Here is a 21,413-nt window from a genome sequence, read left to right as displayed (position 1 = left end):
CCTATCCGGTGCGTGCCGCCGGCGCCTTCACCAGCTTACGCCGCTCTTCCTCGCGGAAAGCCCCCGGCGTCATGCCGGTCTGGCGCTTGAAGAAGCGGTTGAAATAGGCTGGATCCTGGAACCCTAACGAATAGGCGATCGCCTGCACAGGCGACGGCGTGAAGACGAGGTCGCGGCGTGCGGCCCGCAGGAGGTGGCGCTGGGCGAGTTCCTGGACGCTTGCGCCCGCTTCGCGCCGCGCGATGCGGTTGAGATGCACCGGCGACAGGCCGAGCCTCCCCGCATAGAAACCGACAGGCTGATGCTCGCGGCAGTGCGCGGCAAGCAGTGCGGTGAGTGCATGCATCCGCTGCCGGTCGCGCCGTCCAGCGGCGGCGGGCTCGTCCGCATCCTCGGCCCGTGCGCCCGTGCGCGCGAGCCTCAGCACGATCTCGGTGACCATGGCGTCGAGCAGGATGTCGCTGCCGGGGCCCGCGCCGTGAAGCTCGCCATGGATACGCGCGGCAAGGGCTGCCACCAGCACGCCGTCCGCGCCGTCGCCATCCAGCGGGGTCACCTGCGTACCCGACAGATAGGCGTCGACAGCGGCGTCCGACGCGCGGATCGACGGTAGGCGATCGGCAAGCACCGTCAGCACAAGCCCGTCTGCATCGCGGGAGAAGCGGAAGCCGTGGGCGGCGCCCGGCGGCACATAGATGGCGGACGGTGCCGCGAAGGGCGTCCGCTTCGCCCCGCTCAGAAGTTCGCCCTCCCCCGCCTCCAGCACGAACATCTGGAACAGCGCCTCGTGGCGATGGAGCGAAATCTCCCAATTGTGCAGCCGGCTGCGCACCGGCAGCGTCTCGCTGTGCAGCCAGAAATCCTCCGATTCCCCTGTTTTCTCTCGATAAAGCCGGTAGTTTGGAACCTGCCTGGCGCTCATGTCACCTCCATCTTATGATTGGAAAGTGCAATGATACGCCGCAAAAGTCCATTGCGCGGTTTCACGCGGCACTCCAATCTTCCCCGTCGGGAGGATTGAAGGCATTGCGCACACAGGTCGCCATCATCGGCTCAGGCCCGGCGGGGCTTCTGCTCGGCCAGCTCTTGACCAATGCCGGCATCGACAACGTCATCCTCGAGCGCACCACCAAGGAGCACGTGCTGTCGCGCATCCGCGCCGGCGTGCTGGAGGAAGGCATGGCCGGTATGCTGGACGAGGCGGGTGCCGGCGCCCGCATGCGCGCCGAGGGCCTGCCCCATGACGGCTTCGACCTCGCCTTCGACGGCCGCCGCCACCGCGTCGACCTTTACGGCCTGACCGACGGCAAGCGCGTCATGGTCTACGGCCAGACCGAGGTCACGCACGATCTGATGGACAAGCGGGAAGAAACCGGCGGCCTCTCCGTCTATGAGGCCGCCAACGTCCGCCCGCACGATTTCGATACTGACCGGCCCCACGTCACCTACGAGAAGGACGGCAGGGAACACCGCATCGACTGCGATTTCATCGCCGGCTGTGACGGCTATCACGGCATCTCGCGCAAATCCGTGCCGGAAGCGGCCATCGAGATCTTCGAGCGCGGCTATCCCTTCGGGTGGCTCGGCATCATCGCCGACGTGCCGCCGGTGAGCCACGAACTCATCTACGCCAACCATCCCCGCGGCTTCGCGCTCTGCTCCATGCGCTCGACGACGCGCAGCCGCTACTATGTGCAGGTGCCGGCGGACGAGAAGGTGGAAGACTGGTCGGACGAGCGCTTCTGGGACGAAATCCGCAGCCGACTGCCGGAAAAGACGGCCGAAGCCATGACCACCGGCCCTTCGGTGGAAAAATCCGTCGCCGCCATCCGCTCCTTCGTCGCCGAACCCCTGCGCTTCCGCCGCCTGTTTCTCGCCGGCGACGCCGGCCATATCGTGCCACCCACTGGCGCCAAGGGCTTGAATCTGGCTGCGAGCGACGTGCGCTATCTCTTTGACGCGCTTCACGAATATTACGCCGAGAAATCGAGCGCCGGCCTCGATGCCTATTCCGAAAAGGCGCTCGCCCGCGTGTGGAAGGCGGAGCGCTTCTCGTGGTGGATGACGAGCACCATGCACCGCTTCCCCGACCAGGGCCCCTTCGGCCAGAAGATCCAGCACGCCGAACTCGACTATCTCTTCCAATCGCGCGCCGCCTTGACCATGCTGGCGGAGAACTATGTCGGCCTGCCCTACTGAACCCGCCACGGAGGAACGAATGAGCGGCAAATCCAAACGCTACGAGGAAGGCATGGCGACGCGCCGCGCCGTGCTGGGCGATGATTGGGTGGACCGCGCGGAGGCAAACAAAACGGATTTCGACGCCCCGTTCCAGGAGCTGATCACCGAAGCGGCCTGGGGCCACGTCTGGTCGCGCCCGGACTGGACGAAGCGCGAGCGGTCAATGGTCACCATCGCGCTGCTCGCCGCCCTCGGCCATCACGAGGAGCTCGCCATGCACGTGCGCGCCACCGCCAACACGGGGGCGACCGCCGACGACCTGCGCGAGGCCATGCTGCACGTGGCGATCTACGCCGGCGTGCCGGCGGCCAACCACGCGATCAAGATCATCAAACAGACACTTTCCGAGATGGAAGGCGGAGGAGAGACATGAGGAACGTGAAACCCGAGACGGGCGGCTTTTTCCAGCGCGTCCGGTCCTGGCACCCGCCGGCCTTCGCGCCGGGTTACAAGAGCACGGTGGTGCGTTCCCCGCAAAGGGCCCCCATCTCCTTCGGAAACACGCTGTCGGAGATCACAGGCCCCGTCTTCGGCCGCGAAATACTGGGCCCGCTCGACAACGACCTGACGCTCAACTACGCCAAGCCCGGTGAAAGCGCCATCGGCCCGCGCATCATCGTCTACGGCCAGGTGCTCGACGAGCGCGCCCGCCCGGTGCCCAACGTCTTGGTCGAGTTCTGGCAGGCCAATGCAGGCGGCCGCTACCGCCACAAGAAGGACGGCTACCTCGCCCCGCTCGACCCCAATTTCGGCGGCTGCGGCCGCACGATCACCGACGAGGACGGCAATTATTCCTTCCTCACCATCCAGCCCGGTGCCTATCCCTGGCCCAATGGCATCAATGACTGGCGCCCCGCCCACATCCACTTCTCGATCTTCGGCCACGGCTTCGTGCAGCGGTTGATCACGCAGATGTATTTCGAGGGCGACCCGATGATCTGGCAGTGTCCGATCGTCCGCACCATCCCAGACAAGCGCGCCATCGAGACGCTCGTCGCCGCCCTCGACATGGAGGCCACGGTGCCCATGGACGCGCGGGCCTACAAGTTCGACATCGTCCTGCGCGGACGCCGCTCGACCATGTTCGAGAACAAGCTGGAGGGCAATTGACCATGGCGCAGCAGCTAGACAGGCTAAAGGAAACCCCGTCCCAGACGGCCGGCCCCTACGTCCATATCGGGCTGACGCCGAACATCTGCGAGATCCACGGCATCTATGAGGAAGACCTCGGCACCCGCATGGTCAACGACAAGACCAGGGGCGAGCGCATCACCGTGAAGATGCGCATCTTCGACGGCACCGGCGCCGTCATCAGGGACGCGCTGATCGAGATCTGGCAGGCCGATGCCGACGGGCTCCACAATTCGCCCTCGGAGCCGCGCGGGAAGGCGGACCCGAATTTCACCGGCTGGGGGCGGCAGGCCTCCGATGCAGAAACCGGCGTCTTCACCTTCGAGACCATCAAGCCCGGCCGCGTCCCCTTCCTCGACGACCGCCCGCAGGCGCCCCACATCTCGCTGTGGATCGTCGCCCGCGGCATCAATCTCGGCCTGCAGACGCGCATGTATTTCGGCGACGAAGAAAAGGCGAACGCGGAAGACCCGGTGCTTTCCCGCCTGGAACACCAGCACCGGGGCCCCACCCTGATCGCCCAGCGTGAGGGCGATACCTATACGTTCGACATTCACCTGCAGGGCGAGAAGGAGACGGTGTTTTTCGATGTTTGAGAGCGGCGGCGCGGGCCCCCTCTCTAAGGACTTGGGCTTTGCCCAAGCCCAAGAATTTGCTTTCTCCCCCGCCAAGGGGGAGATAGGGGCCTGCAATGCCGCATCCGCCAATCTCCTGCGCCGGCGATTTGCGGGACGGATGAAGCCGGCGTTTATCTCTCCCCTTGCGGGAGAGAAAGCGATGGGTTTAGCGAAGCCAAGCCTTTAGAAACCGCAAGTGAGGGGAACAGCACGAGCATCTCCGAATAGCAGGGCCAACCCGATGACCATCTCCGTCTTCGACCACCCGATCCTCTCCGGCCTCCTCGGCGACGAGAAGCTAGCCGAGCTCTTCTCCGCAAGGGCGGAGATCGACGCTTTGCTGCGCTTCGAGGCGGCGCTTGCCGAGGCGCAGGCTCAAGAACACGTCATCCCCAAGGAAGCCGCGCGAGCCATCACCGAGGCACTCGACGGCTTCAGCCCGGACGTTTCCGCCCTGAGGGACGGTGTCGCCAGGGACGGTGTGGTGGTGCCGGCCCTGCTCGCCCAGCTGCGTGAAAAGCTCCCACCGGAGCACGCGCCTCACCTCCATTTCGGCGCCACCAGTCAGGACGCCATCGATACGGGCCTGGCCATCCGGCTCTCGGCAGCGCTGAAGCTTCTGGCATCACGCCTCGACCGGCTGGTGGAAGCCCTCGATGCACTCGAAAAGCGCGACGGCGCCACGCCCGTGATGGCGCACACACGTATGCAGGCGGCCATTCCCGTCACCGCGGCACGCAAGATCCGCTCCTGGCGCGAACCCTTGATGCGCCACCGCGCGCGCCTGGGTAGCGTCGCCAAATCCGCCGCCATCCTCGCCTTCGGCGGCGCGGCCGGCACGCTCGACAAGCTCGGCGACAGGGGCCCCGCCGTGGCGGCGCAACTGGCAAAGACGCTCGGCCTCAACCTCGTCGCCCACGCCCGCCATTCCGAGCGCGACGGGTTCGCCGACCTCGCCTCCTTCCTGTCGCTTACGACGGGAAGCATCGGCAAGATGGGCCAGGATGTAGCGCTGATGGCGCAGAGCGAGGTGGGCGAGGTGAAGCTTGCGACGAGCGGCGGCTCCTCCGCCATGCCGCACAAGCAGAACCCGGTGAAAGCCGAGGCCCTTGTCACGCTCGCCCGCTTCAACGCCACGCTTCTCACCGGCATGCACCACGCGCTGGTGCATGAGAACGAGCGCTCGGGCGCTGCCTGGACACTGGAATGGATGCTCCTGCCGCAGATGACGGTGGCAACGGGGGCAGCGCTCAAGCTCGGCATCGGGCTTGCGGGCGGCATCTCCTTCACGGGAGGCAAGCCGGGATAGCCGTCGCGCGGGTATTCTATTGGGCCGCCGCAATTACCAGCAGGAACGCCCCGACCAGCGCAGTGTTGCTGACGACGCCATTGATTCGGTTGGCGCGGTCCAGCCCTTCATAGTCCCAGAAATTGTGGAACAGGAGCGTGGCGGTGACGAGGAAAACGACAAGCGCTGCGGCCGCCGTGGAAGCCCACAGGCCAGCAGCGACAAGTGTGCCGCAGGCAATCTGCAAGCCTATTCCCGAAAGCAGTATGAACCGCGCCTGGGGCACGCCGCGCGCGGCGATTAGCTGCGTGAGTACGGGAATGTTCCGCAGATTGCGGACGCCCGCGTAGACAAAAGCTCCACCAAGAAGCAGATGGCTGAGGGCAAATGCCAGGATCAGGGTTTCCGCAGGCATGGAATTCTCCTTGGCTGGTCAGGTACTTGCTGACGGGAGTGAGATGACAGGATTTGGAAAGCGCCGATGGTCTGGTACTTTCCGAAATCCATTCCGATTTTCGGGCCGATGCTGTAGCCGCCTCAGGCCGCCGCCTGCCCTTCCCCGGCCACCGGATGGATGCTCCGGAAGGGCACGCAGAGGCGGTTCCACACGTTTATCAAACCGATCGCGACGGAAAGCTTCACCAGTTCGTCCTCGCCGAAGTGCTCGCGCACATCCTTGAAATCCTCATCCTCAACAGGGGTACCGGCAAGCCGCGTCAACTTTTCCGTCCAGGCGAAGGCGGCGCGCTCCCGCTCGGAGAAAAGCGGCGATTCGCGCCAGGCCGCGACGAGATGCAGGCGCTGCTCACTCTCGCCGTCCTCTCGCGCTTCGCGGCTGTGCATGTCGACGCAATACGAGCAGCCGTTGATTTGCGAGGCCCTGAGCTTCACGAGATGCAGCATCTTCCTGTCAAGACCGGACTCCTCGACTGCCATATGGAGTGCCCGAACGGCCTGCACGATCTCCGGTGAAGCCTGATAAAAATTGAGACGCGGTTGCATGCTACTTCCTTCCTACTTCGGCTCTTTGGGGGAGGATTCGCTTTGGGGCCGCTGATGGCGGGCCACGAAAGCGCAGTTGAAAGCGACCGCCCGCGGATCGCCCTCGGCCTGATAGCCGGCGACGATCTCGGAGAGCATTGTCCCGGCGAGAACGGCCCGCCAGGCCTGTTCTGCCTTCAGCATGGCGACCTTGATGCCGCACGGCTTGACATAGGCCGACGGCTCCAGCGCCCCCGGCCCGCGCTGGCGGATCTCGGCACAGCGGAAGGCTGGCTCCCGCCCCTCCACAGCGAGCACGATATCGAGCAGGCTGATGCGCTCGGGCGCGCGCGCCAGCCGGTACCCACCATGCGGACCCGGCACCGATTCAAACATCTTCGCCGCTGCCAGCGCCTGCAGGTGCTTCAAGAGGTAGCTCGGGGAAAGCCCGTGAAGCTCTGCCAGTGCACTGGCCGGAAGAACCCGCCCCTCTTCCAGCCCCGCCAGCACGGCCGCGCAATGGATGGCCGCTTCAACACCGTCGCTCAGCTTCATGGCCGCCTCCTATTCGTGGATAAGAAATATCATGGATAAATCTCGTCCACAATAGGAAATCGCCACCGTTCCCGGAGCAGTCCCCGCCCGCCGCTATTCCAGTTTTCGGAGGAGCCGCGCCAGCGTCTGCGCTTCCTCTTCGCTCAACCTGTCGCCCACCGTCTCCCGGATGGCGACCGCATAGACCTCCCACATGTCGCGCCTCAGCGCCCTTCCCTGCGCGCTGATCCTGAGCTTCAGGCCGCGTTTGTCCTCCGGGCAGGCGCCGCGCTCGATGAGCCCCGCCGTCGCCAGCCGGTCGGCAAGCCGTGAGAGATTGTACTGCTCGAACAGAAGCGCCTTTTCCAATTCGAAGGGGCGCAGGCCGCAGTCTCCCGCCTTCTCCAGCTCCCACAGCGCATCGTACCAGGCAAGCGGCGGCAGCTCCGCCGCCTTCAGCCGCTCCTCAATCCTCGTCGTGGTCAACCGTGCCGCCCGCGCCAGCGCGACCCATGCGGCGACCGTGGCTTCGTCAGGTTTCCCGATCATGGCTCACCAACAGTTGATTTCATGCAATTGCATCGAGATTGACATCCGGATCCATGTCGCCAATATAAATGCAACTGCATGGACTTTCCACGCAGACCACACCTCTCAGGAGCAACCAATGCCACAGAATCCCACCCTCGTCTCCTTCGACCTGTGCCCCTATGTGCAGCGCGCGGCGATCGTGCTCAAGGAAAAGGGCGTCGCCTTCGACCGTATCGACATCGATCTGGCAAACAAGCCCGACTGGTTCCTGAAGATCTCGCCGCGCGGCAAGGTGCCGGTCTTGAAGGTGGGCGAGGAGGTACTGTTCGAGAGCGCGGCCATCGTCGAATATCTGGATGAGACCTACACCCCACGCCTGCACCCGCAAGACGCGGTCGCCCGCGCCCGCCATCGCGCCTGGATGGAGTTCGGCTCCGCCGCGCTCGGCGATATCTGGACCATCGAGACGACCGGCGACCAGGCCGCCTTCGACACCGCCGTCAAGGCGCTGAAGGAAAAACTCGCGCGCATCGAGGCCGAGCTCGGCGACGGCCCCTACTTTGCCGGCGAAGCCTTCACCATCGTCGACGCCGTCTTCGCCCCCGCCTTCCGCTATTTCGACCTCCTCGACACCATCACCGACCTCGGCGTCTTCGACGGCCTGCCGAAGGTGCAGGAGTGGCGCAAGGTGCTGGCGGAACGTCCCTCGGTCCGCGAGGCGGTCGCGCCCGACTACAACGACCGCCTGCGCCGTTTCCTGGAGAAGAAGGACGGCCTCATCGTCAAGCTGCCCGTAGCGGCCTGACAACGGGCAAGCATACAGGGCGGCCTTAACCCTGAGGCCGCCCGCCGGCCCCTCAGCTTTGATGCAGGCGCAGCGGCTTGGAATTTCCCCGCTTCACGATGCCCTTCGCCTCGAGGTCGAGCTGAACGGCCTTCAGCCACCAACCGGCCTTCTCACCGCCGGGGAACAGCTCCTGATCCAGGAACTGCAGAAGCTTTTCCTTTGCCTCGGCCACCGTCAGCCCAGGGGCCGCTTTAGGCAAGACCTTGAGCAACGCCTTCTTCATGGCCTCGTATTTGGCCTTGTCGACGCGCGTCACTCTGCCGGGCGAGGTGAAATTCTCGACCTCGATTTTCTCCGCCTTCATGGTTCTCTCCATCACTTTCCCGCGAAGTCGATTTTCGGCGTTCGAAACCCCATCGCCACCCAAGCGCCCAGCAACTTCAGCATGAACCTGCCGGAATGCTTAGCGTAGTTCGGCACGCTATCATCGAGTTCAACACCCGCGCTGCGGTCCTTGGTCATAACGCGCATTTCCAGGGGCGGCCGGCTCTCCGGCGGGAAGCGCGCCTTATAGAAGGTCAGCCAATGACCGGCCGTAAATTCGACGAACATCGGCGTGCTGCAGCATGTCGCTCCAAACCGGCGCGTCTTCGTTCGGGGGTTCAGCCGATATTCCCGAAGAAGCCCCGCCCCCTTCAAGGGATGAACCCTATCCTTGCGGAACAGAACATAGCCCGTTCCGCCATCGTCGTTCAGGACAGGTGAAGCACCCGGCAGATCAGCGAATTGCCGGCCTGCCTCTTGGCAGCTCGCGCAGTAGCAGGCTGCGGTGACAATAGGCTTACCCACCGTCTCGATCGCCACCTGCCCGCACCTGCACCGGGCAACAAGCCCCTGAACCTGCTCACCAGCCATGGCTTACCTCCTTCACGTTACTAGACTGGACCGTCCAGTTTGATACGTCAAGGCAATCAGGTTAGCTTGCAGGGTGAATACGGCTCACGATGACGAAAGGTCCGGACCGGAGATGGCAGAGGGCGCAGAAAAACGCCTAAGGAAGACGCGCAACACGATATTGAGCGCGGCAACCGAGCTCTTTCTCAAGCACGGCTTCCTCGGCACGAACATGGACGAGATCGCAAAGCGCGCCAATGTTTCAAAGCAGACCGTTTACGCGCATTTCGGCACCAAGGAGACCCTGTTTCTCGAAATCATCGAAGGCATGACCGGAAGCGCCGCAGATGCACTGCGGCAACGCGTTTCCGACCCCGTGGACGACCGGCCCATCGAGGCATTCCTTATGGATTTCGCCGAGCAGCAACTGGCCATCGTCATGACGCCGCGCCTCCTACAGTTGCGCCGTCTGGTGATCGCGGAAGCGGAGCGTTTCCCCGAGCTTGGCAAGGCACTCTATGCGCGCGGGCCGCAACGCTCGATCGACCGGCTTGCCGAGGCTTTTGCACATTACAACAGGAACGGCTGGATCAAGGCGGACGACCCGCAGGCCGCCGCGTCCTTCTTCAATTGGCTGGTGATGGGCGAACCCGTCAACAGGGCCATGTTTCTAGGCGACGAAGCAATTCCCCCGGCAGCGGCGCTGCGCCGCCATGCCGAAGAAAGCGTGCGTATCTTTCTTGCCGCCTATGGTGCGGGGCAGTAGGCAGTCAGCCCTACCTACTCGGCCGCCACCTTCATCGGGTTGTTCGGGTGCATGGTCCAGTTGGCGTATTCGGCCTCCACCACCTTGCCCGTGCGCCGGTCCACCGCTCCCGCCGAAAGCGGCACCATGTCGATGCAGCCTTCCACCGGGCAGACATTGACGCACAGATTGCAGCCCACGCACTCTTCTTCGATCACCTCGAAGCGCCGCGCGCCGTCCACCACTGCCGTGATCGCCTGGTGCGAAGTATCCTCGCAGGCAATATGGCAGCGCCCGCATTTGATGCACAGATCCTGGTCGATCTTCGCCTTGGTGACGTAGTTGAGGTTGAGGTACTGCCAGTCCGTCACATTCGGCGTCGCCCGCCCGATGATGTCGTCGAGCGAGGCGTGCCCCTTGGCGTCCATCCAGTTCTTCAAGCCCTCGATCATCTCCTGAACGATCTTGAAGCCATAGGTCATGGCCGCCGTACACACCTGCACGTTGCCCGCCCCCAGTGCCAGGAATTCCGCCGCGTCGCGCCATGTCGTCACGCCGCCGATGCCGGAGATCGGCAGGCCCCGCGTCTCCGGATCGCGGGCGATCTCGGCCACCATGTTGAGCGCGATGGGCTTGACCGCCGGCCCGCAATAGCCGCCGTGCGAGCCCTTGCCGTCGATGGTCGGCTCCGGCGCGAAATTGTCCAGGTCGACTGCGGTGATGGAATTGATCGTATTGATCAGTGACACCGCATCGGTTCCACCGGCGTGCGCCGCCCGCGCGGGCTTGCGCACGTCGGTGATGTTCGGCGTCAGCTTGGTGATGACCGGCATGCGCGTATACTGCTTGCACCAGCGCACCACCATCTCGACATATTCGGGCACCTGGCCCACCGCCGAACCCATGCCACGCTCGCTCATGCCGTGCGGGCAGCCGAAATTCAGTTCGATGCCGTCAGCCTCCGTCTCCTCGACCAGCGGCAGGATAGCCTTCCAGGCGTCCTCCTCGCACGGCACCATCAGAGAGACCACCAGCGCCCGGTCCGGCCAGTTCTTCTTCACCTGCTTGATTTCTCTGAGGTTCAGATAGAGATCCCGGTCGGTGATAAGCTCGATATTGTTGAGCCCGAGCAGCCTGCGGTCGGCACCCCAGATGGCACCGTAGCGCGGCCCGTTGACGTTGACGATCGGCGGTCCCTCCTCGCCCAGCGTCTTCCACACCACACCACCCCAGCCCTCTTTGAAGGCGCGCTCGACATTGTAGGCTTTGTCGGTGGGCGGCGCGGAGGCCAGCCAGAACGGGTTCGGCGATTTGATGCCGACGAAATTCGAGCGGATGTCAGCCATGGGTTCTCCCTCAGCGCTCAAGACGAACTGACAACGATGCGGTTGCCCTCGCTGTCGCGAAACTCCGCGAAGACGTTGCCCGGCTCCCAGGGCGCTTCCTGCGGCTCGGAAATGATCTCCACTTGCGCCTCTTGAAGCCGCCCGATCAGAGCGCGCACGTCCTCTTCGACGAGCACCAGGGCCGGCTTGTTCGAGGGTGCGTCGTCCTTGCGCCGGGTAAGCAGGAGGCGTGTACTCTGCTCAGGGAGTTCAAGCTCCACCCAGCGCCACCCGTTGTCCCCGTAGGGCGCATCGCGCGCGACCGTCCAGCCCAGGTTCCCGGTGTAGAAGGCGATGGCGCGATCCTGGTCGAAGACGGGCAGTTCGGCGAATTTGACGAACATGGCCGTTCACTCCTCCAGCGCCCGGTGAATGCTCTCCGCCGCGTCGCGCCCCTGCGCCACCGCCGAGACTGTAAGATCGTCGCCGCCGGCAATGCAGTCGCCGCCCGCCCACACCTTGGGCAGGGAGGTGCGGCCCTCGGCATCCACCTTGATGCGCCCGCGATCGAGCGCCAGCCCCTCGCCGCTGCCGTTCAGCGCTGCCGGCTCGAAGGTCTGGCCAATCGCCTTGAAGACCTGATCCGCCTTGAGCGTCAGCGTCTCGCCGGTGCCGGTCAGGCGGCCGTCGGAAAGCGCGGTATATTCCACTTCGATCGCTCTCACTTTGCCGCCCTCGGCGATCACCCGCTTCGGCTGCAGCCAGTGGCGGATGATCACCCCCTTGGAGGCTGCAAGATCCTGCTCCCATTCGGAGGCGTTCATGTGCTCGCGCCCGCGGCGGTAGCAGATCGTCACCTCCTCCGCCCCCAAGAGCCGCGCCTGCACGGCCGCGTCGATGGCCGTCATGCCGCCGCCGATGACGACGACGCGCCGGCCGATCGAAAGTTGCGCCATGTCCTGCGCCTGGCGAAGGGTGGCGATATAGTCGACGGCGTTCTCCACGCCCTCGGCCTCCTCGCCCTCGGCTTGAAGTGCGTTGACGCCGCCAAGGCCCATGGCCAGGAAAACGGCATCGAACTCCGCCGCAAGACCGGAAAGTGAGAGGTCGCGACCGAGCGCCTTATCGTGTTCGACGGCAATGCCGCCGATGGCCGTCACGTAATCAACCTCGGCTTGCGCGAAATTCTCCGGCGTCTTGTAGGCGGCGATCCCGTACTCGTTGAGCCCGCCCGCCTTCGGCCGCGCCTCGTAGACCGTCACGTCGTGCCCATGCATGGCGAGCCGATGCGCGCAGGCGAGCCCCGCCGGCCCGGCGCCAACGACGGCGATCCGTCTGCCGGTGGGCGCCGCCCGCGAGTAAAACTGTTTCCCCTCGCCCATCGCCGCGTCGGTGGCATAGCGCTGCAGCCTGCCGATCTGCACCGGCTTGCCCTCCGCATGCTCGCGCACGCATGCCTCCTCGCAGAGCGTCTCCGTTGGGCACACGCGTGCGCACATGCCGCCGAGGATGTTCTGATCGAAGATGGTTTTTGCCGAGCCGAGCGGATTGCCCGTGGCGATCTGGCGGATGAACAGCGGGATGTCGATGGAGGTCGGGCAGGCGTGCATGCACGGCGCGTCGTAGCAGAAATAGCACCGGTCCGCCTCCACCCGCGCCTCGTGCTCGTCGAGCGGCGGATGCAGGTCTGCGAAGTTCTGCGCATATGCATCCGGCGAGAGGCGGCCGGCAATAATTCCGTCCTCATGCTGGCGATCAGCCATTACCGTTCCCCTTGGTCTTCTTATTGGGGAAAGGCTAACGCAGTTTCGTTTTTTTATCAATCGGTCAAATTTCGCATCGAATGGCCGTTTCCATATAAAAGATGAACAAAAATCTCATGTTTTATTGCGTTAGATTGCGTGTCTGGTTTTGCTCTGCCCAATCGTCCTATGGTGGCATTGTTGACCCTGCAGTCTGCGCACGGCTGTACCGCCAGCCGATCCGGCCCTTTCTTCGGCTCCGGAGGTCATCGGACTTCACGCGACAGACGACGGAGCACAAGGAGATAAAGCCATGTCCGCCTCCCCGACATCCTTCTTCTGGTACGAGTTGATGACCACTGACATGAAAGCGGCCGAGGCATTCTACACCGCCGTCGTCGGCTGGCGCCCCGAAACCTGGGGCGGGTCGGGCACGCCGTCCTACACAGTCATGAACGCCGGCGAGCGCGGGGTCGGCGGCATCATGGACATCCCCGATGAAGTGCGCCAATCGGGCGGCCAGCCAGCGTGGCTCGGTTACATCTACGCCAGCGATGCCGATGCGGCGACCGCCGGCGTGGAGAAGGCCGGCGGCGCCATCCATCGACCACCGACCGACATCCCAGGCGTCGGCCGCTTCTCCGTGGTAGCCGATCCGCAGGGAGTGACCTTCATGTTGCTGCAACCGGATGGACCGGACCAGCCGCCCGTGCCCGCCGGCACACCCGGCCATGTCGGCTGGCACGAACTCTACACCACGGGCTGGCAAAAGGCTTTCGACTTCTATTCGAGCCAGTTCGGCTGGACCAAGGCCGACGCAATGGACATGGGTGAGATGGGCATCTACCAGCTCTTCGCGGCCGGCGACGAGCCGATCGGCGGCATGATGGACAAGCCGGAGCAGATCCCCGTCCCCTTCTGGCAGTTCTATTTCAACGTTCCCGCGATCGACGCCGCCACCGAGCGTGTGAAGGAGAACGGCGGCCAAGTGCTCATGGGGCCGATGCAGGTGCCGGGCGGAAGCTGGATCGTGCAGTGCCTCGACCCGCAAGGCGCCGCCTTCGCCCTGGTCGCGCCGGGCGACGCATCCGGGTCGAAAATGGTATGACATCAATAAGTTAGGCGAAGGATCAGAATCAGTTCAGGAAGAACCGATGCCAGCGGTCTTGATTCTTGACCGCTGGCTGAGCGTTGCTATCAATCGCCAACGCTGGGGATTTGCCGAGGAGGATATCGCGAGCGCCTATCTCTCCCGCAAGGGAAGAGATAGAACGCAGCCGCCTTCACCCCTTCTTCTTCATGAGCGCCTTCGCCTGCTTCACCCAGTCCTCACGCTCGATGCGGCCCTTGAACTTCAGCCGCTCGTCCACCCAATCACGCTCCGCCTTCTTCCATGCAGCGATCTGCGCGTAGGTGTAGATGCCGAGGTCGTTGAGCAGCGCTTCGAGCTTCGGCCCGACGCCCGATATCAGCTTCAGATCGTCCGGCTTACGGGGTTTGCGCATCTTCGGCGGGCGGTTCTTGTCCGCCGCTGTCGCCGGCGCAGCACCGATCGCCTTGCGCGCCGCCGCCGGCGAGGAGGCAGCTTTTACGGGGCGCTCCTCGGCACGCCGACGTGCGGCGGCGCCCTTACCGCCGGACCTGACGTCGCCTCCACTCGTGCCGGGCTTCACGCGTGCTGAGGCCGCCTGGCGTCCGCCGCCGACCTCCGTCTGCACCTTCTTGGGAGAGGATTCTCCGGGAACCGCGGAGGCCTTCTCGATGCCCTTGGCCGGTTTCGCCGTGCGCTTGGCCCCGCCCTTGGCGCGGGCGGACCGCGCACCGGCCTTCGTCTGCCCTGCAGGCTTTGCCGCCCCCTCCCCGCGCTTCTCATCGAAGCGGATCACCGGCTCCATCGTCCTGAGCACCTCGTCACCCAGCCAGCACAGGCTGCGATGGCCGTCACCGAGATCGGCGAACGGCGGCAGTTCCCGCTCGCACTTGTTGTCCGGCACTAGGTGCTTGTAGCGGCAGCGCGTCTGGAAGGGGCAGCCGGTTGGCGGGTTCATGGCCGACGGGATGTCGCCCTCGAGCACGATGTGCTTCTTCACCACCGAGGTATCGGCAATGGGGATCGCAGACAGCAGCGCCTCCGTATAGGGGTGATAAGGCGGCGCGAAGATCTGGTCCGTCGTCCCCTGCTCGACGATATGGCCGAGATACATTACCACCACCCTGTCGGCGAGATAGCGCACCACCGAAAGGTCGTGGCTGATGAACAGCATCGTCGTCTTGTTCTTGCGCTGGATGTCCATCAAGAGCTCGGTGACGGCCGCCTGCACCGAGACGTCGAGTGCGGAGACCGGCTCGTCCGCCACCACCACCTTGGCATTGCCGGCAAAGGCGCGCGCCACGCCGATGCGCTGCTTCTGCCCGCCGGAGAGCTGGCGCGGCATGCGGTTGGCGAAAGCGCGCGGAAGCTTTACCAGATCCAGAAGTTCGAGCATGCGGTTCTTGCGTTCCGCAACCGTCTTGCCCACCTTGAACTTTTCCAGCGTGCGCATGATCTGCGCACCCACCGAGTGGCTCGGGTTCAGCGTGTCGAAGGGGTTCTGGAACACCATCTGAATGCCGGCCACGGTCTCCGTATTGCGCTCCTCCACCGGCGTTGCCTGGATTTCCGTATTGCCAAGCGTGACGGTCCCCTCCGTCGCCGTCTCCAGGCCGAGGAGCACCTTGGCGAGCGTCGACTTTCCGCAGCCCGATTCACCGACGATCGCCACCGTCTCGGATTCGCGCGCCTCAAAGCTGATCGCCTCGTTGGCCTTCACCGTGCGCGTCTCCGAGCCGCCGAAGATGGCGTTGGCGGCCACGTGGTAATATTTCTTCAGATCGTCGATCTTCAGCATGGGCGCGCCGGGCTTCACCGGCTCGCGTTCCGTCTTCGCCCCTTCCGGCAGCTTCGTCCAGTCGATCTCGTCGAAGCGCACGCAGCGAGAATGGTGGCTTTCATGCCCCTTGACGGCAATCATGGGGATTTCCGCGGCGTCGCACACGCCTTCCACGAAGTGCAGGCAGCGCGGCCCGAAATTGCACCCCCTCGGCCGCTCATGGGGCAGCGGCAACTGGCCTGGAATAGCGATCAGCGGCCGCGCGTTCTTGTCCGCGCCTGGCAAGGGGATCGAGCGGAACAGCCCCTGCGTATAAGGGTGGCGCATCCGGTCGAAGACATCCCTGACGCGGCCCGTCTCCACCGCCTCGCCTGAATACATCACCGTGATGCGGTCGCAGGTCTCCAGGATCAGCCCCAGATTGTGCGACACGAAGATCATCGACGTGCCGAACTCCTTGCCGAGCCCCTTCACCAGTTCGACGATGCCCGCCTCCACCGTCACGTCGAGCGCGGTGGTGGGCTCGTCGAGGAGCAGCAGCGAGGGCTTCGACAGAAGCGCCATGGCGATGACGATGCGCTGCTGCTGGCCGCCGGAAAGCTGGTGAGGGTAGGCGCGCATGATGCGCTCGGGGTCCGGCAGGCGCACCGCACGCACCATCTCCAGCGCCCGGTTCCACGCCTCCTCCTTCGACACCTTTTCGTGGATCAGCGGCACCTCCATGAGCTGCCGGCCGATCTTCATGGCCGGGTTCAGGCTCGCCATCGGCTCCTGGTAGATCATGGCGATCTCGTTGCCGCGGATATGGCGCAGTTCCTCCTCGCTCATCTCCGCCATGTCCCGGCCCTTGAACTTGATGCGGCCGCCGACGATTTTGCCGACATTGGAAAGGTCGCGCATGATGCCGAGCGCCACGGTGGACTTGCCACAGCCCGACTCGCCCACGATCCCCATCGCCTCCCCCGGCATCACCTCGCACGAAAAGTCCATCACCGCCGGAATCTCGCCGGCGCGGGTGAAGAAGGAGATGGAGAGGTTCTCGATCTCGAGGATCGGCTGGCCCGCCGTCTGCGTGCGGTTGATGCTGATGGCTTCGTTCATGGCGTAGCTTTCAGTCTGTATCCTCAGGGAACGGCCTTGTTACGGATCGGAAACCGCAATGGGCGCGAAGGGGCTCGTCATGGCTCTGCTTCTAATCCTTCAGCGATTGCTCGCGCAGCGCGTCGGCGAGCAGGTTCAGCCCCAGGACGAACGACATCAGCGCGAAAACCGGTGGCAGGGCGGGGTGGATATAAGCGCGCAGGAGCCGGCTCGATTCCTTGATACCGGTGCCCCAATCCGGGCTTTCCGGCGCCAGCCCCAGCCCGAAATAGCCGAGCGTGCCCAAGAGGATGGTGGTATAGCCGATCCTCAGGCACGCATCGACGATGAGCGGCCCGCGTGCGTTCGGCAGCACCTCCCACAGCATGATGTACCACGGGTTCTCGCCGCGTGTTTGCGCCGCCGCCACATAGTCGCGCGTCTTGATGTCCATGACGAGCCCGCGCACGATGCGGAAGACGCCGGGCGAGGAGGCGAAGACCACCGCCACGAAAATATTGAGCTCATTGGGGCTGATGGAGATGATGCCGAGCGGATCGGCGTTGAAGACGAGCCCGACATAGACCCAGCCGCCGATGAGCACCGTGATCGCAAGCTGCACGGCAAGCAGTCCCGGCCGGCCTTTGAACCGCGTATAGAACAGCGTCCCGAAGAAGATGACGGGAAAGATGAAGAAGACCCCCGCAAGCCATTGCGGAATGGCCGTCTCGCGGATGCCGGGCGTGACCAGCAGGTAGAAGAGCAGGATCACCGGGAAGGCCAGCACCAGATTGGCGAGGAAGGACAGGAAGTTGTCGATCCGCCCACCGTAATACCCGGCCGGCAGGCCCAGTGTCGTCCCCACCATCAGCGCAAAGAGCGTGGCCGCCGGCGCGATGACGAGCACGATCTGGCTGCCGAAGACCATGCGGCTGAACACGTCGCGCGCGAGCCTGTCGCCACCGAGCAGGAACACCTGGCCCGTACCGGGGTCGATCGTGCCGGGCATCGCGTCCTTCATGATGGGAATCTGCTGGAGCGGGTCGAAGGGGGCGATCACGTCGGCGAAGATCGCCGTGAACAGCCAGAACAGGCAGATCATCAGCCCAGCAATCCCCACACCCGTGTCGAACAGGTGTCCGTAGAGCCCGAGCACCTTCTTGAAGCGCAGGCTGAGGAAAAGGATGATCCCCAGCGCCAGCCACACCGGCCAGAAGCGGGCGATCACGCCGGTGACGATGCCGAGAACACCGATGGTCTCGAATTCCATTCCCCGGCCCTCCTACTGCACGCGGATGCGCGGATTGAGCAGCGCATAGCCAATGTCGGAAATGAGCTGCGTCGAAAGCACCACGAGCACCGACACCAGCGAGCATGCGAGAAGCAGGTCGATGTCGTTGTTGGCCGCCGCCTCCACCAGCGTGAACCCAAAACCCTGATAGCGGAACATCACCTCGACGATGACCACACCGGTCAAAAGCCATGGAAACTGCAGCATGATGACGGTGAACGGCGCGATCAGCGCGTTGCGCAGCGCATGTTTCAGCACCACCGCGTTGAAGCTCAGCCCCTTGAGCCGGGCGGTGCGGATATATTGCTGCGTCATCACCTCGACCATCGAGGCCCGCGTCATGCGGGCGATGTAGCCGATGCCGTAGATGGCCATGGTCATCACCGGCAGCGTGAAATTGTAGAAGGTCACGCCCTGGTTGGTGGCCGAGGCGGCCGAACCGTTGAGCCAGCCGAGCCATGAGGCAAAAACGACGGTGAAGATGACACCCGAGATATATTCCGGCGTCGCCGTGGTGGTGATCGAGGCGACCGAGAGACTTCGGTCCGTACGGCTGCCCTCGCGCATGCCGGCAAGCACGCCGATCAGAAGCGACACCGGCACCATCACCGCCATCACCCAGAACATCAATATCCCGGTCGCCCCGAGCGCCGGTACGAGCTTCTGCGCCACCGGCACCTTGAACTTGGTCGAGCAGCCGAAATCGCCCTGCAGAACGCCGGAATAGCGTGCCTCCGCCGGCTCGCGGCAATAGGCGAAGCGCGGACTCGCCACCCCCGTTTCCGGGTCGATGCTGGGTTGTTTCGGCATCACGCCGAGCCACTGGCCGTAGCGCACGAAGAAGTTCTGCCGGTAGCCGTTCCTCTGCAGCCAGCTTTCAAGGTCTTCCGCCGAGGAGCGCATGTCGAGCTGGCTGATGGCCAGCTTCTTCAAGTTGGGCTCCAGATTGATGAGGAAGAACACCACCAGCGAGAGGCACAGCATCGTCAGCGCCATGACGCCGAGGCGGCGAATGATGAAGCTCAGCACTGTTTCCCCTTCCCCCATTCGGGGGTTGTTGTTTTATTCTTGGTCATTACAAGAGGGGCCGTCGCCGGCCCCTCGCGCTTTTCGTCACAAGCCTCAGGCCTCGTCGAGCCACACTTCGTGCAGGTCGATCTCGAAGGTCTGGTGCATACCGTGGTTCTTCACCGCCGGAACGGAATGGTTGTAGAGCTTGCGCCAGTAGGGCTGGATGATGATGCCCGCATCCTGGATATGCTGCTCGATATCCTTCATCACCGTGCGGCGCTCGTCCGGGTCCGGCATGGTCAACGCCTTGTCGATCATGGCGTCAAGCTCTTGGTTTGAATAGGCCGACTCGTTCCATGCCTCACCGGTGCGGTAGGCCAGTGCCACCACCTGGATGCCGAGCGGACGCATGTTCCAGTTGGTCATCGACCAGGGATATTTCGTCCAGTCGTTCCAGAAGGTGGAACCCGGCAATACCTCGCGCTTCACCTTGAAGCCGGCCTCGCGGATCTGCGCGGCAATCGCATCGCCCGTGTTCTTGTGCCAGTCCTCGTCGACCGTGATGAGCACGTGCTCGTAGTTTGTCTGGCCGGCCTCTTCCATCAGCGCCTTGGCCTGCTCGACGTCACGCGCGAAGGGCGCAAGCTCGGCATATTCGGGATGGATCGGGCAGACATGGTGGTTTTCCGCCGGTTCACCGGCATTGCCGTAGCCGAGCGCCAGCACCGTGGCGGGGTCGACCGCAAGCTGCAGCGCCTTGCGCACCTTCTGGTCTTCATAAGGCGCGTTGTTGACATTGGTGCGGGCGACGATGGTTGCCGCCGTCACCACCTCCGACTTCACGAGATCGAGAGAGTCGAGGATGTCGACGAAGTCGGCACTGGTCTCGTAGTTGGTGTGTATCTCTCCCGCCTCGAAGGCGGAGACCATGGCGGAGGGATCGGTGCCGTAGTCGATGAACTCGATGCCGTCGAGATAGGGTTCGCCGCCCCACCACGTCCCGTTCTCGCGCCGCTTCAAGACGACCCGGTTGCCGACCTCATAGGAGACCAGCTCGAACGGCCCGGTGCCGATCGGGTTCGCCACGAAGTCGCGGCCGGTATCCTCGAAGCTCGGATGCACGATAAGGCCCGGATAGTCGGCGAAGCCGGCGATGATGGAGATGTCCGGCTCCGGCAGCACGAGCTTCACCGCGTGGTCGTCCACCTTCTGGATGGCACCCTCGCGCGCCTTCTTGGTCTCCGGATCAATGAGCGAGGACATGCGCGCGGCCATCGAATTGCCCTCGACGCTCTGGTCGCACCAGCGGGTGATGTTGTAGATCACGTCGTCGGCGGTGAAGTCGTCGCCATTGTTCCAGGTCACGCCCTGGCGCACGTTGAGGATGTATTCCGTCGCGTCCTCATTCACCTCCCAGCCTTCCAGCAGCCGGCCCTCGAAGGTGAAGTCGCGCGTATACTTGACCAGCGGCTCCAGTGTCTGGCGCATGGCGTTGGCGATCTCCGACCAGTCGGCCGTCATCGGATCCTTGTTTTCCTTGATCCACATCGCAACGTTCAGGACGCCGCCCTTCTTCGGCTCCTGCGCCAGCGCCCGGACCGGCGCCGCCAGCCCCGCCATGGCATAGGCACCCGCCGTTGTGGCGCCAAAGATGCTCGCCAGCGCGAGGAACTCGCGCCGGTCCATCCCGTCCGTTCTCGCCTTCTCCGCCAGCGCCGCTATTCGCTCCGGGACACGGCCGCCATTGCTCTTGAAGAATTTCATCGACGCACTCCCATTTGTTCGTTTGCGTGTTCTTCCCAATCACCCACGGGTCTGACCGTGCGCTAGCATTCCGCATCCGCACCGGCTTGTCAAAATAACTTGCTGTGAAACCGTCCCCCACAAATTGCTCCCGCAGTGTGCTTCCTGAACACGCTCCGGAACGCCGGAAATACGACAGAAATGACGCAAAAGCGATAGCCTCCAACGATTCTGCGGCACGAACATGTCTGTTCCCGCCAAGCCGGAAAATCGCCGCCCCCGACACTGCTGCGCAGCGCCCGCCCGACTGATTGACGGCATCGGGGGCGATTGATAATCCTGCCCTCGTGCCAGAGGTGCCCGGGCGGCCTGCCGCCGGGGTTAAAAGGGAATACGGGAGGGCCAATTCCGCCCCAACCGTAGCTGCTCCCGCAACTGTGAGCGCCGAGGCTTCCACACATGCCACTGGGCTTGAAGCGGCCTGGGAAGGCGGGAAAGCCGGAGAAGCGCGAGCCAGGAAACCTGCCTCGGGTCGTCACCGTCCGGATGCGGGCAGCTTCCGGGGCTGTGGTTTTCGCAGTGGTGGCGGACGACGTGTCATC

The 21,413-nt window shown here is 64.1% G+C and carries 22 protein-coding genes and 1 riboswitch; of the genes, 8 read left to right on the top strand and 14 right to left on the bottom strand.

Annotation, left to right across the window (positions count from 1 at the left end; genetic code table 11):
- Position 1: 1 nt before the first annotated feature.
- Positions 2-922: a helix-turn-helix domain-containing protein gene (locus N5A92_RS07925; RefSeq protein WP_260901590.1), complete on the bottom strand. Its 921-nt coding sequence runs from the start codon at positions 920-922 to the stop codon at positions 2-4.
- Between the two features lie 104 nt (positions 923-1,026).
- On the opposite strand from N5A92_RS07925, the gene pobA reads away from it, so the two are divergent.
- From pobA to N5A92_RS07900, 5 genes are all read left to right on the top strand, one after another.
- Positions 1,027-2,199 (top strand): 4-hydroxybenzoate 3-monooxygenase, encoded by a 1,173-nt coding sequence (pobA, locus tag N5A92_RS07920; RefSeq protein WP_260901589.1) that lies wholly within the window; start codon positions 1,027-1,029, stop codon positions 2,197-2,199.
- Between the two features lie 19 nt (positions 2,200-2,218).
- Complete coding sequence (pcaC, locus tag N5A92_RS07915) at positions 2,219-2,614, top strand: 4-carboxymuconolactone decarboxylase (protein ID WP_260901587.1); 396 nt, start codon at positions 2,219-2,221, stop codon at positions 2,612-2,614.
- Positions 2,611-3,351, top strand: a complete 741-nt coding sequence (gene pcaH, locus N5A92_RS07910; RefSeq protein ID WP_260901584.1) for a protocatechuate 3,4-dioxygenase subunit beta — start codon at positions 2,611-2,613, stop codon at positions 3,349-3,351. Before pcaC ends, pcaH begins: the two co-directional genes overlap by 4 nt.
- A 2-nt stretch (positions 3,352-3,353) precedes the next feature.
- Positions 3,354-3,968, top strand: coding sequence for a protocatechuate 3,4-dioxygenase subunit alpha (pcaG, locus tag N5A92_RS07905; RefSeq protein ID WP_260901582.1), 615 nt, complete (start codon positions 3,354-3,356; stop codon positions 3,966-3,968).
- Positions 3,969-4,230: 262 nt separating this feature from the next.
- Positions 4,231-5,298: a 3-carboxy-cis,cis-muconate cycloisomerase gene (locus N5A92_RS07900; RefSeq protein WP_260901581.1), complete on the top strand. Its 1,068-nt coding sequence runs from the start codon at positions 4,231-4,233 to the stop codon at positions 5,296-5,298.
- 16 nt (positions 5,299-5,314) lie between these two features.
- Here N5A92_RS07900 and N5A92_RS07895 read toward each other — a convergent pair whose 3' ends face one another.
- The 4 genes from N5A92_RS07895 to N5A92_RS07880 all read right to left on the bottom strand — a co-directional run bounded on the left by N5A92_RS07895 (position 5,315) and on the right by N5A92_RS07880 (position 7,341).
- The gene (locus tag N5A92_RS07895) at positions 5,315-5,692 is read right to left on the bottom strand and encodes a DoxX family protein (protein WP_260901579.1); all 378 of its coding nucleotides are present in this window, start codon (positions 5,690-5,692) and stop codon (positions 5,315-5,317) included.
- 122 nt (positions 5,693-5,814) lie between these two features.
- Positions 5,815-6,279 carry a carboxymuconolactone decarboxylase family protein gene (locus N5A92_RS07890; RefSeq protein WP_260901578.1) on the bottom strand — a complete coding sequence of 155 codons (465 nt, stop codon included), beginning with the start codon at positions 6,277-6,279 and terminating at the stop codon, positions 5,815-5,817.
- A 12-nt stretch (positions 6,280-6,291) separates the two neighbouring features.
- On the bottom strand, positions 6,292-6,813 hold the full coding sequence (locus tag N5A92_RS07885; protein WP_260901576.1) for an RrF2 family transcriptional regulator: 522 nt from the start codon (positions 6,811-6,813) through the stop codon (positions 6,292-6,294).
- A 93-nt stretch (positions 6,814-6,906) separates the two neighbouring features.
- Positions 6,907-7,341 carry a MarR family winged helix-turn-helix transcriptional regulator gene (locus N5A92_RS07880; protein ID WP_260901573.1) on the bottom strand — a complete coding sequence of 145 codons (435 nt, stop codon included), beginning with the start codon at positions 7,339-7,341 and terminating at the stop codon, positions 6,907-6,909.
- 118 nt (positions 7,342-7,459) lie between these two features.
- Between N5A92_RS07880 and N5A92_RS07875 the strand changes: the two genes are divergently transcribed.
- Complete coding sequence (locus tag N5A92_RS07875) at positions 7,460-8,128, top strand: glutathione S-transferase family protein (protein WP_260901571.1); 669 nt, start codon at positions 7,460-7,462, stop codon at positions 8,126-8,128.
- Positions 8,129-8,180: 52 nt separating this feature from the next.
- Here the strand turns inward: N5A92_RS07875 and N5A92_RS07870 are convergent, their stop codons facing one another.
- Both N5A92_RS07870 and N5A92_RS07865 read right to left on the bottom strand, forming a co-directional pair.
- Positions 8,181-8,474: a DUF6958 family protein gene (locus N5A92_RS07870; protein ID WP_260901569.1), complete on the bottom strand. Its 294-nt coding sequence runs from the start codon at positions 8,472-8,474 to the stop codon at positions 8,181-8,183.
- An 11-nt stretch (positions 8,475-8,485) separates the two neighbouring features.
- Positions 8,486-9,025, bottom strand: a complete 540-nt coding sequence (locus N5A92_RS07865; RefSeq protein WP_482155897.1) for a GFA family protein — start codon at positions 9,023-9,025, stop codon at positions 8,486-8,488.
- 112 nt (positions 9,026-9,137) lie between these two features.
- Here N5A92_RS07865 and N5A92_RS07860 point away from each other — a divergent pair, with 112 nt between their 5' ends.
- Positions 9,138-9,770, top strand: coding sequence for a TetR/AcrR family transcriptional regulator (locus N5A92_RS07860; protein ID WP_260901565.1), 633 nt, complete (start codon positions 9,138-9,140; stop codon positions 9,768-9,770).
- A 14-nt stretch (positions 9,771-9,784) separates the two neighbouring features.
- Here N5A92_RS07860 and preA read toward each other — a convergent pair whose 3' ends face one another.
- Genes preA through N5A92_RS07845 form a run of 3 tightly spaced genes read right to left on the bottom strand, consistent with a single transcriptional unit; the run spans position 9,785 to position 12,837 of the window.
- Positions 9,785-11,095: an NAD-dependent dihydropyrimidine dehydrogenase subunit PreA gene (gene preA, locus N5A92_RS07855; RefSeq protein WP_260901563.1), complete on the bottom strand. Its 1,311-nt coding sequence runs from the start codon at positions 11,093-11,095 to the stop codon at positions 9,785-9,787.
- A 17-nt stretch (positions 11,096-11,112) separates the two neighbouring features.
- Positions 11,113-11,478 (bottom strand): VOC family protein, encoded by a 366-nt coding sequence (locus N5A92_RS07850; protein WP_260901561.1) that lies wholly within the window; start codon positions 11,476-11,478, stop codon positions 11,113-11,115.
- Between the two features lie 6 nt (positions 11,479-11,484).
- Positions 11,485-12,837 (bottom strand): NAD(P)-dependent oxidoreductase, encoded by a 1,353-nt coding sequence (locus N5A92_RS07845; protein WP_260901559.1) that lies wholly within the window; start codon positions 12,835-12,837, stop codon positions 11,485-11,487.
- 292 nt (positions 12,838-13,129) lie between these two features.
- Between N5A92_RS07845 and N5A92_RS07840 the strand changes: the two genes are divergently transcribed.
- Positions 13,130-13,924: a VOC family protein gene (locus tag N5A92_RS07840; RefSeq protein ID WP_260901557.1), complete on the top strand. Its 795-nt coding sequence runs from the start codon at positions 13,130-13,132 to the stop codon at positions 13,922-13,924.
- A gap of 175 nt (positions 13,925-14,099) precedes the next feature.
- On the opposite strand, the gene N5A92_RS07835 is transcribed toward N5A92_RS07840, so the two are convergent.
- From N5A92_RS07835 to N5A92_RS07820, 4 genes are all read right to left on the bottom strand, one after another.
- Positions 14,100-16,787: a dipeptide ABC transporter ATP-binding protein gene (locus tag N5A92_RS07835; RefSeq protein WP_260901556.1), complete on the bottom strand. Its 2,688-nt coding sequence runs from the start codon at positions 16,785-16,787 to the stop codon at positions 14,100-14,102.
- A gap of 91 nt (positions 16,788-16,878) precedes the next feature.
- Positions 16,879-18,036: an ABC transporter permease gene (locus N5A92_RS07830; protein WP_260901554.1), complete on the bottom strand. Its 1,158-nt coding sequence runs from the start codon at positions 18,034-18,036 to the stop codon at positions 16,879-16,881.
- Between the two features lie 12 nt (positions 18,037-18,048).
- Positions 18,049-19,086, bottom strand: a complete 1,038-nt coding sequence (locus N5A92_RS07825; protein ID WP_260901552.1) for an ABC transporter permease — start codon at positions 19,084-19,086, stop codon at positions 18,049-18,051.
- A gap of 93 nt (positions 19,087-19,179) precedes the next feature.
- The gene (locus tag N5A92_RS07820; RefSeq protein WP_260901549.1) at positions 19,180-20,832 is read right to left on the bottom strand and encodes an ABC transporter substrate-binding protein; all 1,653 of its coding nucleotides are present in this window, start codon (positions 20,830-20,832) and stop codon (positions 19,180-19,182) included.
- Between the two features lie 316 nt (positions 20,833-21,148).
- Positions 21,149-21,355: riboswitch (cobalamin riboswitch) on the top strand.
- Positions 21,356-21,413 lie beyond the last annotated feature (58 nt).

Source organism: Chelativorans salis, assembly GCF_025336525.1.
Classification (GTDB): Bacteria; Pseudomonadota; Alphaproteobacteria; order Rhizobiales; family Rhizobiaceae; genus Chelativorans; species Chelativorans salis.
Note: the sequence above shows the minus strand (reverse complement) of the source record. Positions and strands in the feature narration are given on the sequence as shown.

Bases quoted from the DNA above. Each gene is read 5' to 3' on its own strand.
- N5A92_RS07860 (WP_260901565.1), top strand. From the start codon at position 9,138: ATGGCAGAGGGCGCAGAAAAACGCCTAAGGAAGACGCGCAACACGATA.
- N5A92_RS07865 (WP_482155897.1), bottom strand. From the start codon at position 9,025: ATGGCTGGTGAGCAGGTTCAGGGGCTTGTTGCCCGGTGCAGGTGCGGG.
- pcaG (WP_260901582.1), top strand. From the start codon at position 3,354: ATGGCGCAGCAGCTAGACAGGCTAAAGGAAACCCCGTCCCAGACGGCC.
- N5A92_RS07890 (WP_260901578.1), bottom strand. From the start codon at position 6,279: ATGCAACCGCGTCTCAATTTTTATCAGGCTTCACCGGAGATCGTGCAG.
- preA (WP_260901563.1), bottom strand. From the start codon at position 11,095: ATGGCTGACATCCGCTCGAATTTCGTCGGCATCAAATCGCCGAACCCG.
- N5A92_RS07895 (WP_260901579.1), bottom strand. From the start codon at position 5,692: ATGCCTGCGGAAACCCTGATCCTGGCATTTGCCCTCAGCCATCTGCTT.
- N5A92_RS07875 (WP_260901571.1), top strand. From the start codon at position 7,460: ATGCCACAGAATCCCACCCTCGTCTCCTTCGACCTGTGCCCCTATGTG.
- N5A92_RS07840 (WP_260901557.1), top strand. From the start codon at position 13,130: ATGTCCGCCTCCCCGACATCCTTCTTCTGGTACGAGTTGATGACCACT.
- N5A92_RS07820 (WP_260901549.1), bottom strand. From the start codon at position 20,832: ATGAAATTCTTCAAGAGCAATGGCGGCCGTGTCCCGGAGCGAATAGCG.
- N5A92_RS07850 (WP_260901561.1), bottom strand. From the start codon at position 11,478: ATGTTCGTCAAATTCGCCGAACTGCCCGTCTTCGACCAGGATCGCGCC.
- N5A92_RS07870 (WP_260901569.1), bottom strand. From the start codon at position 8,474: ATGAAGGCGGAGAAAATCGAGGTCGAGAATTTCACCTCGCCCGGCAGA.
- N5A92_RS07880 (WP_260901573.1), bottom strand. From the start codon at position 7,341: ATGATCGGGAAACCTGACGAAGCCACGGTCGCCGCATGGGTCGCGCTG.
- N5A92_RS07830 (WP_260901554.1), bottom strand. From the start codon at position 18,036: ATGGAATTCGAGACCATCGGTGTTCTCGGCATCGTCACCGGCGTGATC.
- N5A92_RS07845 (WP_260901559.1), bottom strand. From the start codon at position 12,837: ATGGCTGATCGCCAGCATGAGGACGGAATTATTGCCGGCCGCCTCTCG.
- pcaH (WP_260901584.1), top strand. From the start codon at position 2,611: ATGAGGAACGTGAAACCCGAGACGGGCGGCTTTTTCCAGCGCGTCCGG.
- N5A92_RS07835 (WP_260901556.1), bottom strand. From the start codon at position 16,787: ATGAACGAAGCCATCAGCATCAACCGCACGCAGACGGCGGGCCAGCCG.
- N5A92_RS07885 (WP_260901576.1), bottom strand. From the start codon at position 6,813: ATGAAGCTGAGCGACGGTGTTGAAGCGGCCATCCATTGCGCGGCCGTG.
- pcaC (WP_260901587.1), top strand. From the start codon at position 2,219: ATGAGCGGCAAATCCAAACGCTACGAGGAAGGCATGGCGACGCGCCGC.
- N5A92_RS07900 (WP_260901581.1), top strand. From the start codon at position 4,231: ATGACCATCTCCGTCTTCGACCACCCGATCCTCTCCGGCCTCCTCGGC.
- N5A92_RS07925 (WP_260901590.1), bottom strand. From the start codon at position 922: ATGAGCGCCAGGCAGGTTCCAAACTACCGGCTTTATCGAGAGAAAACA.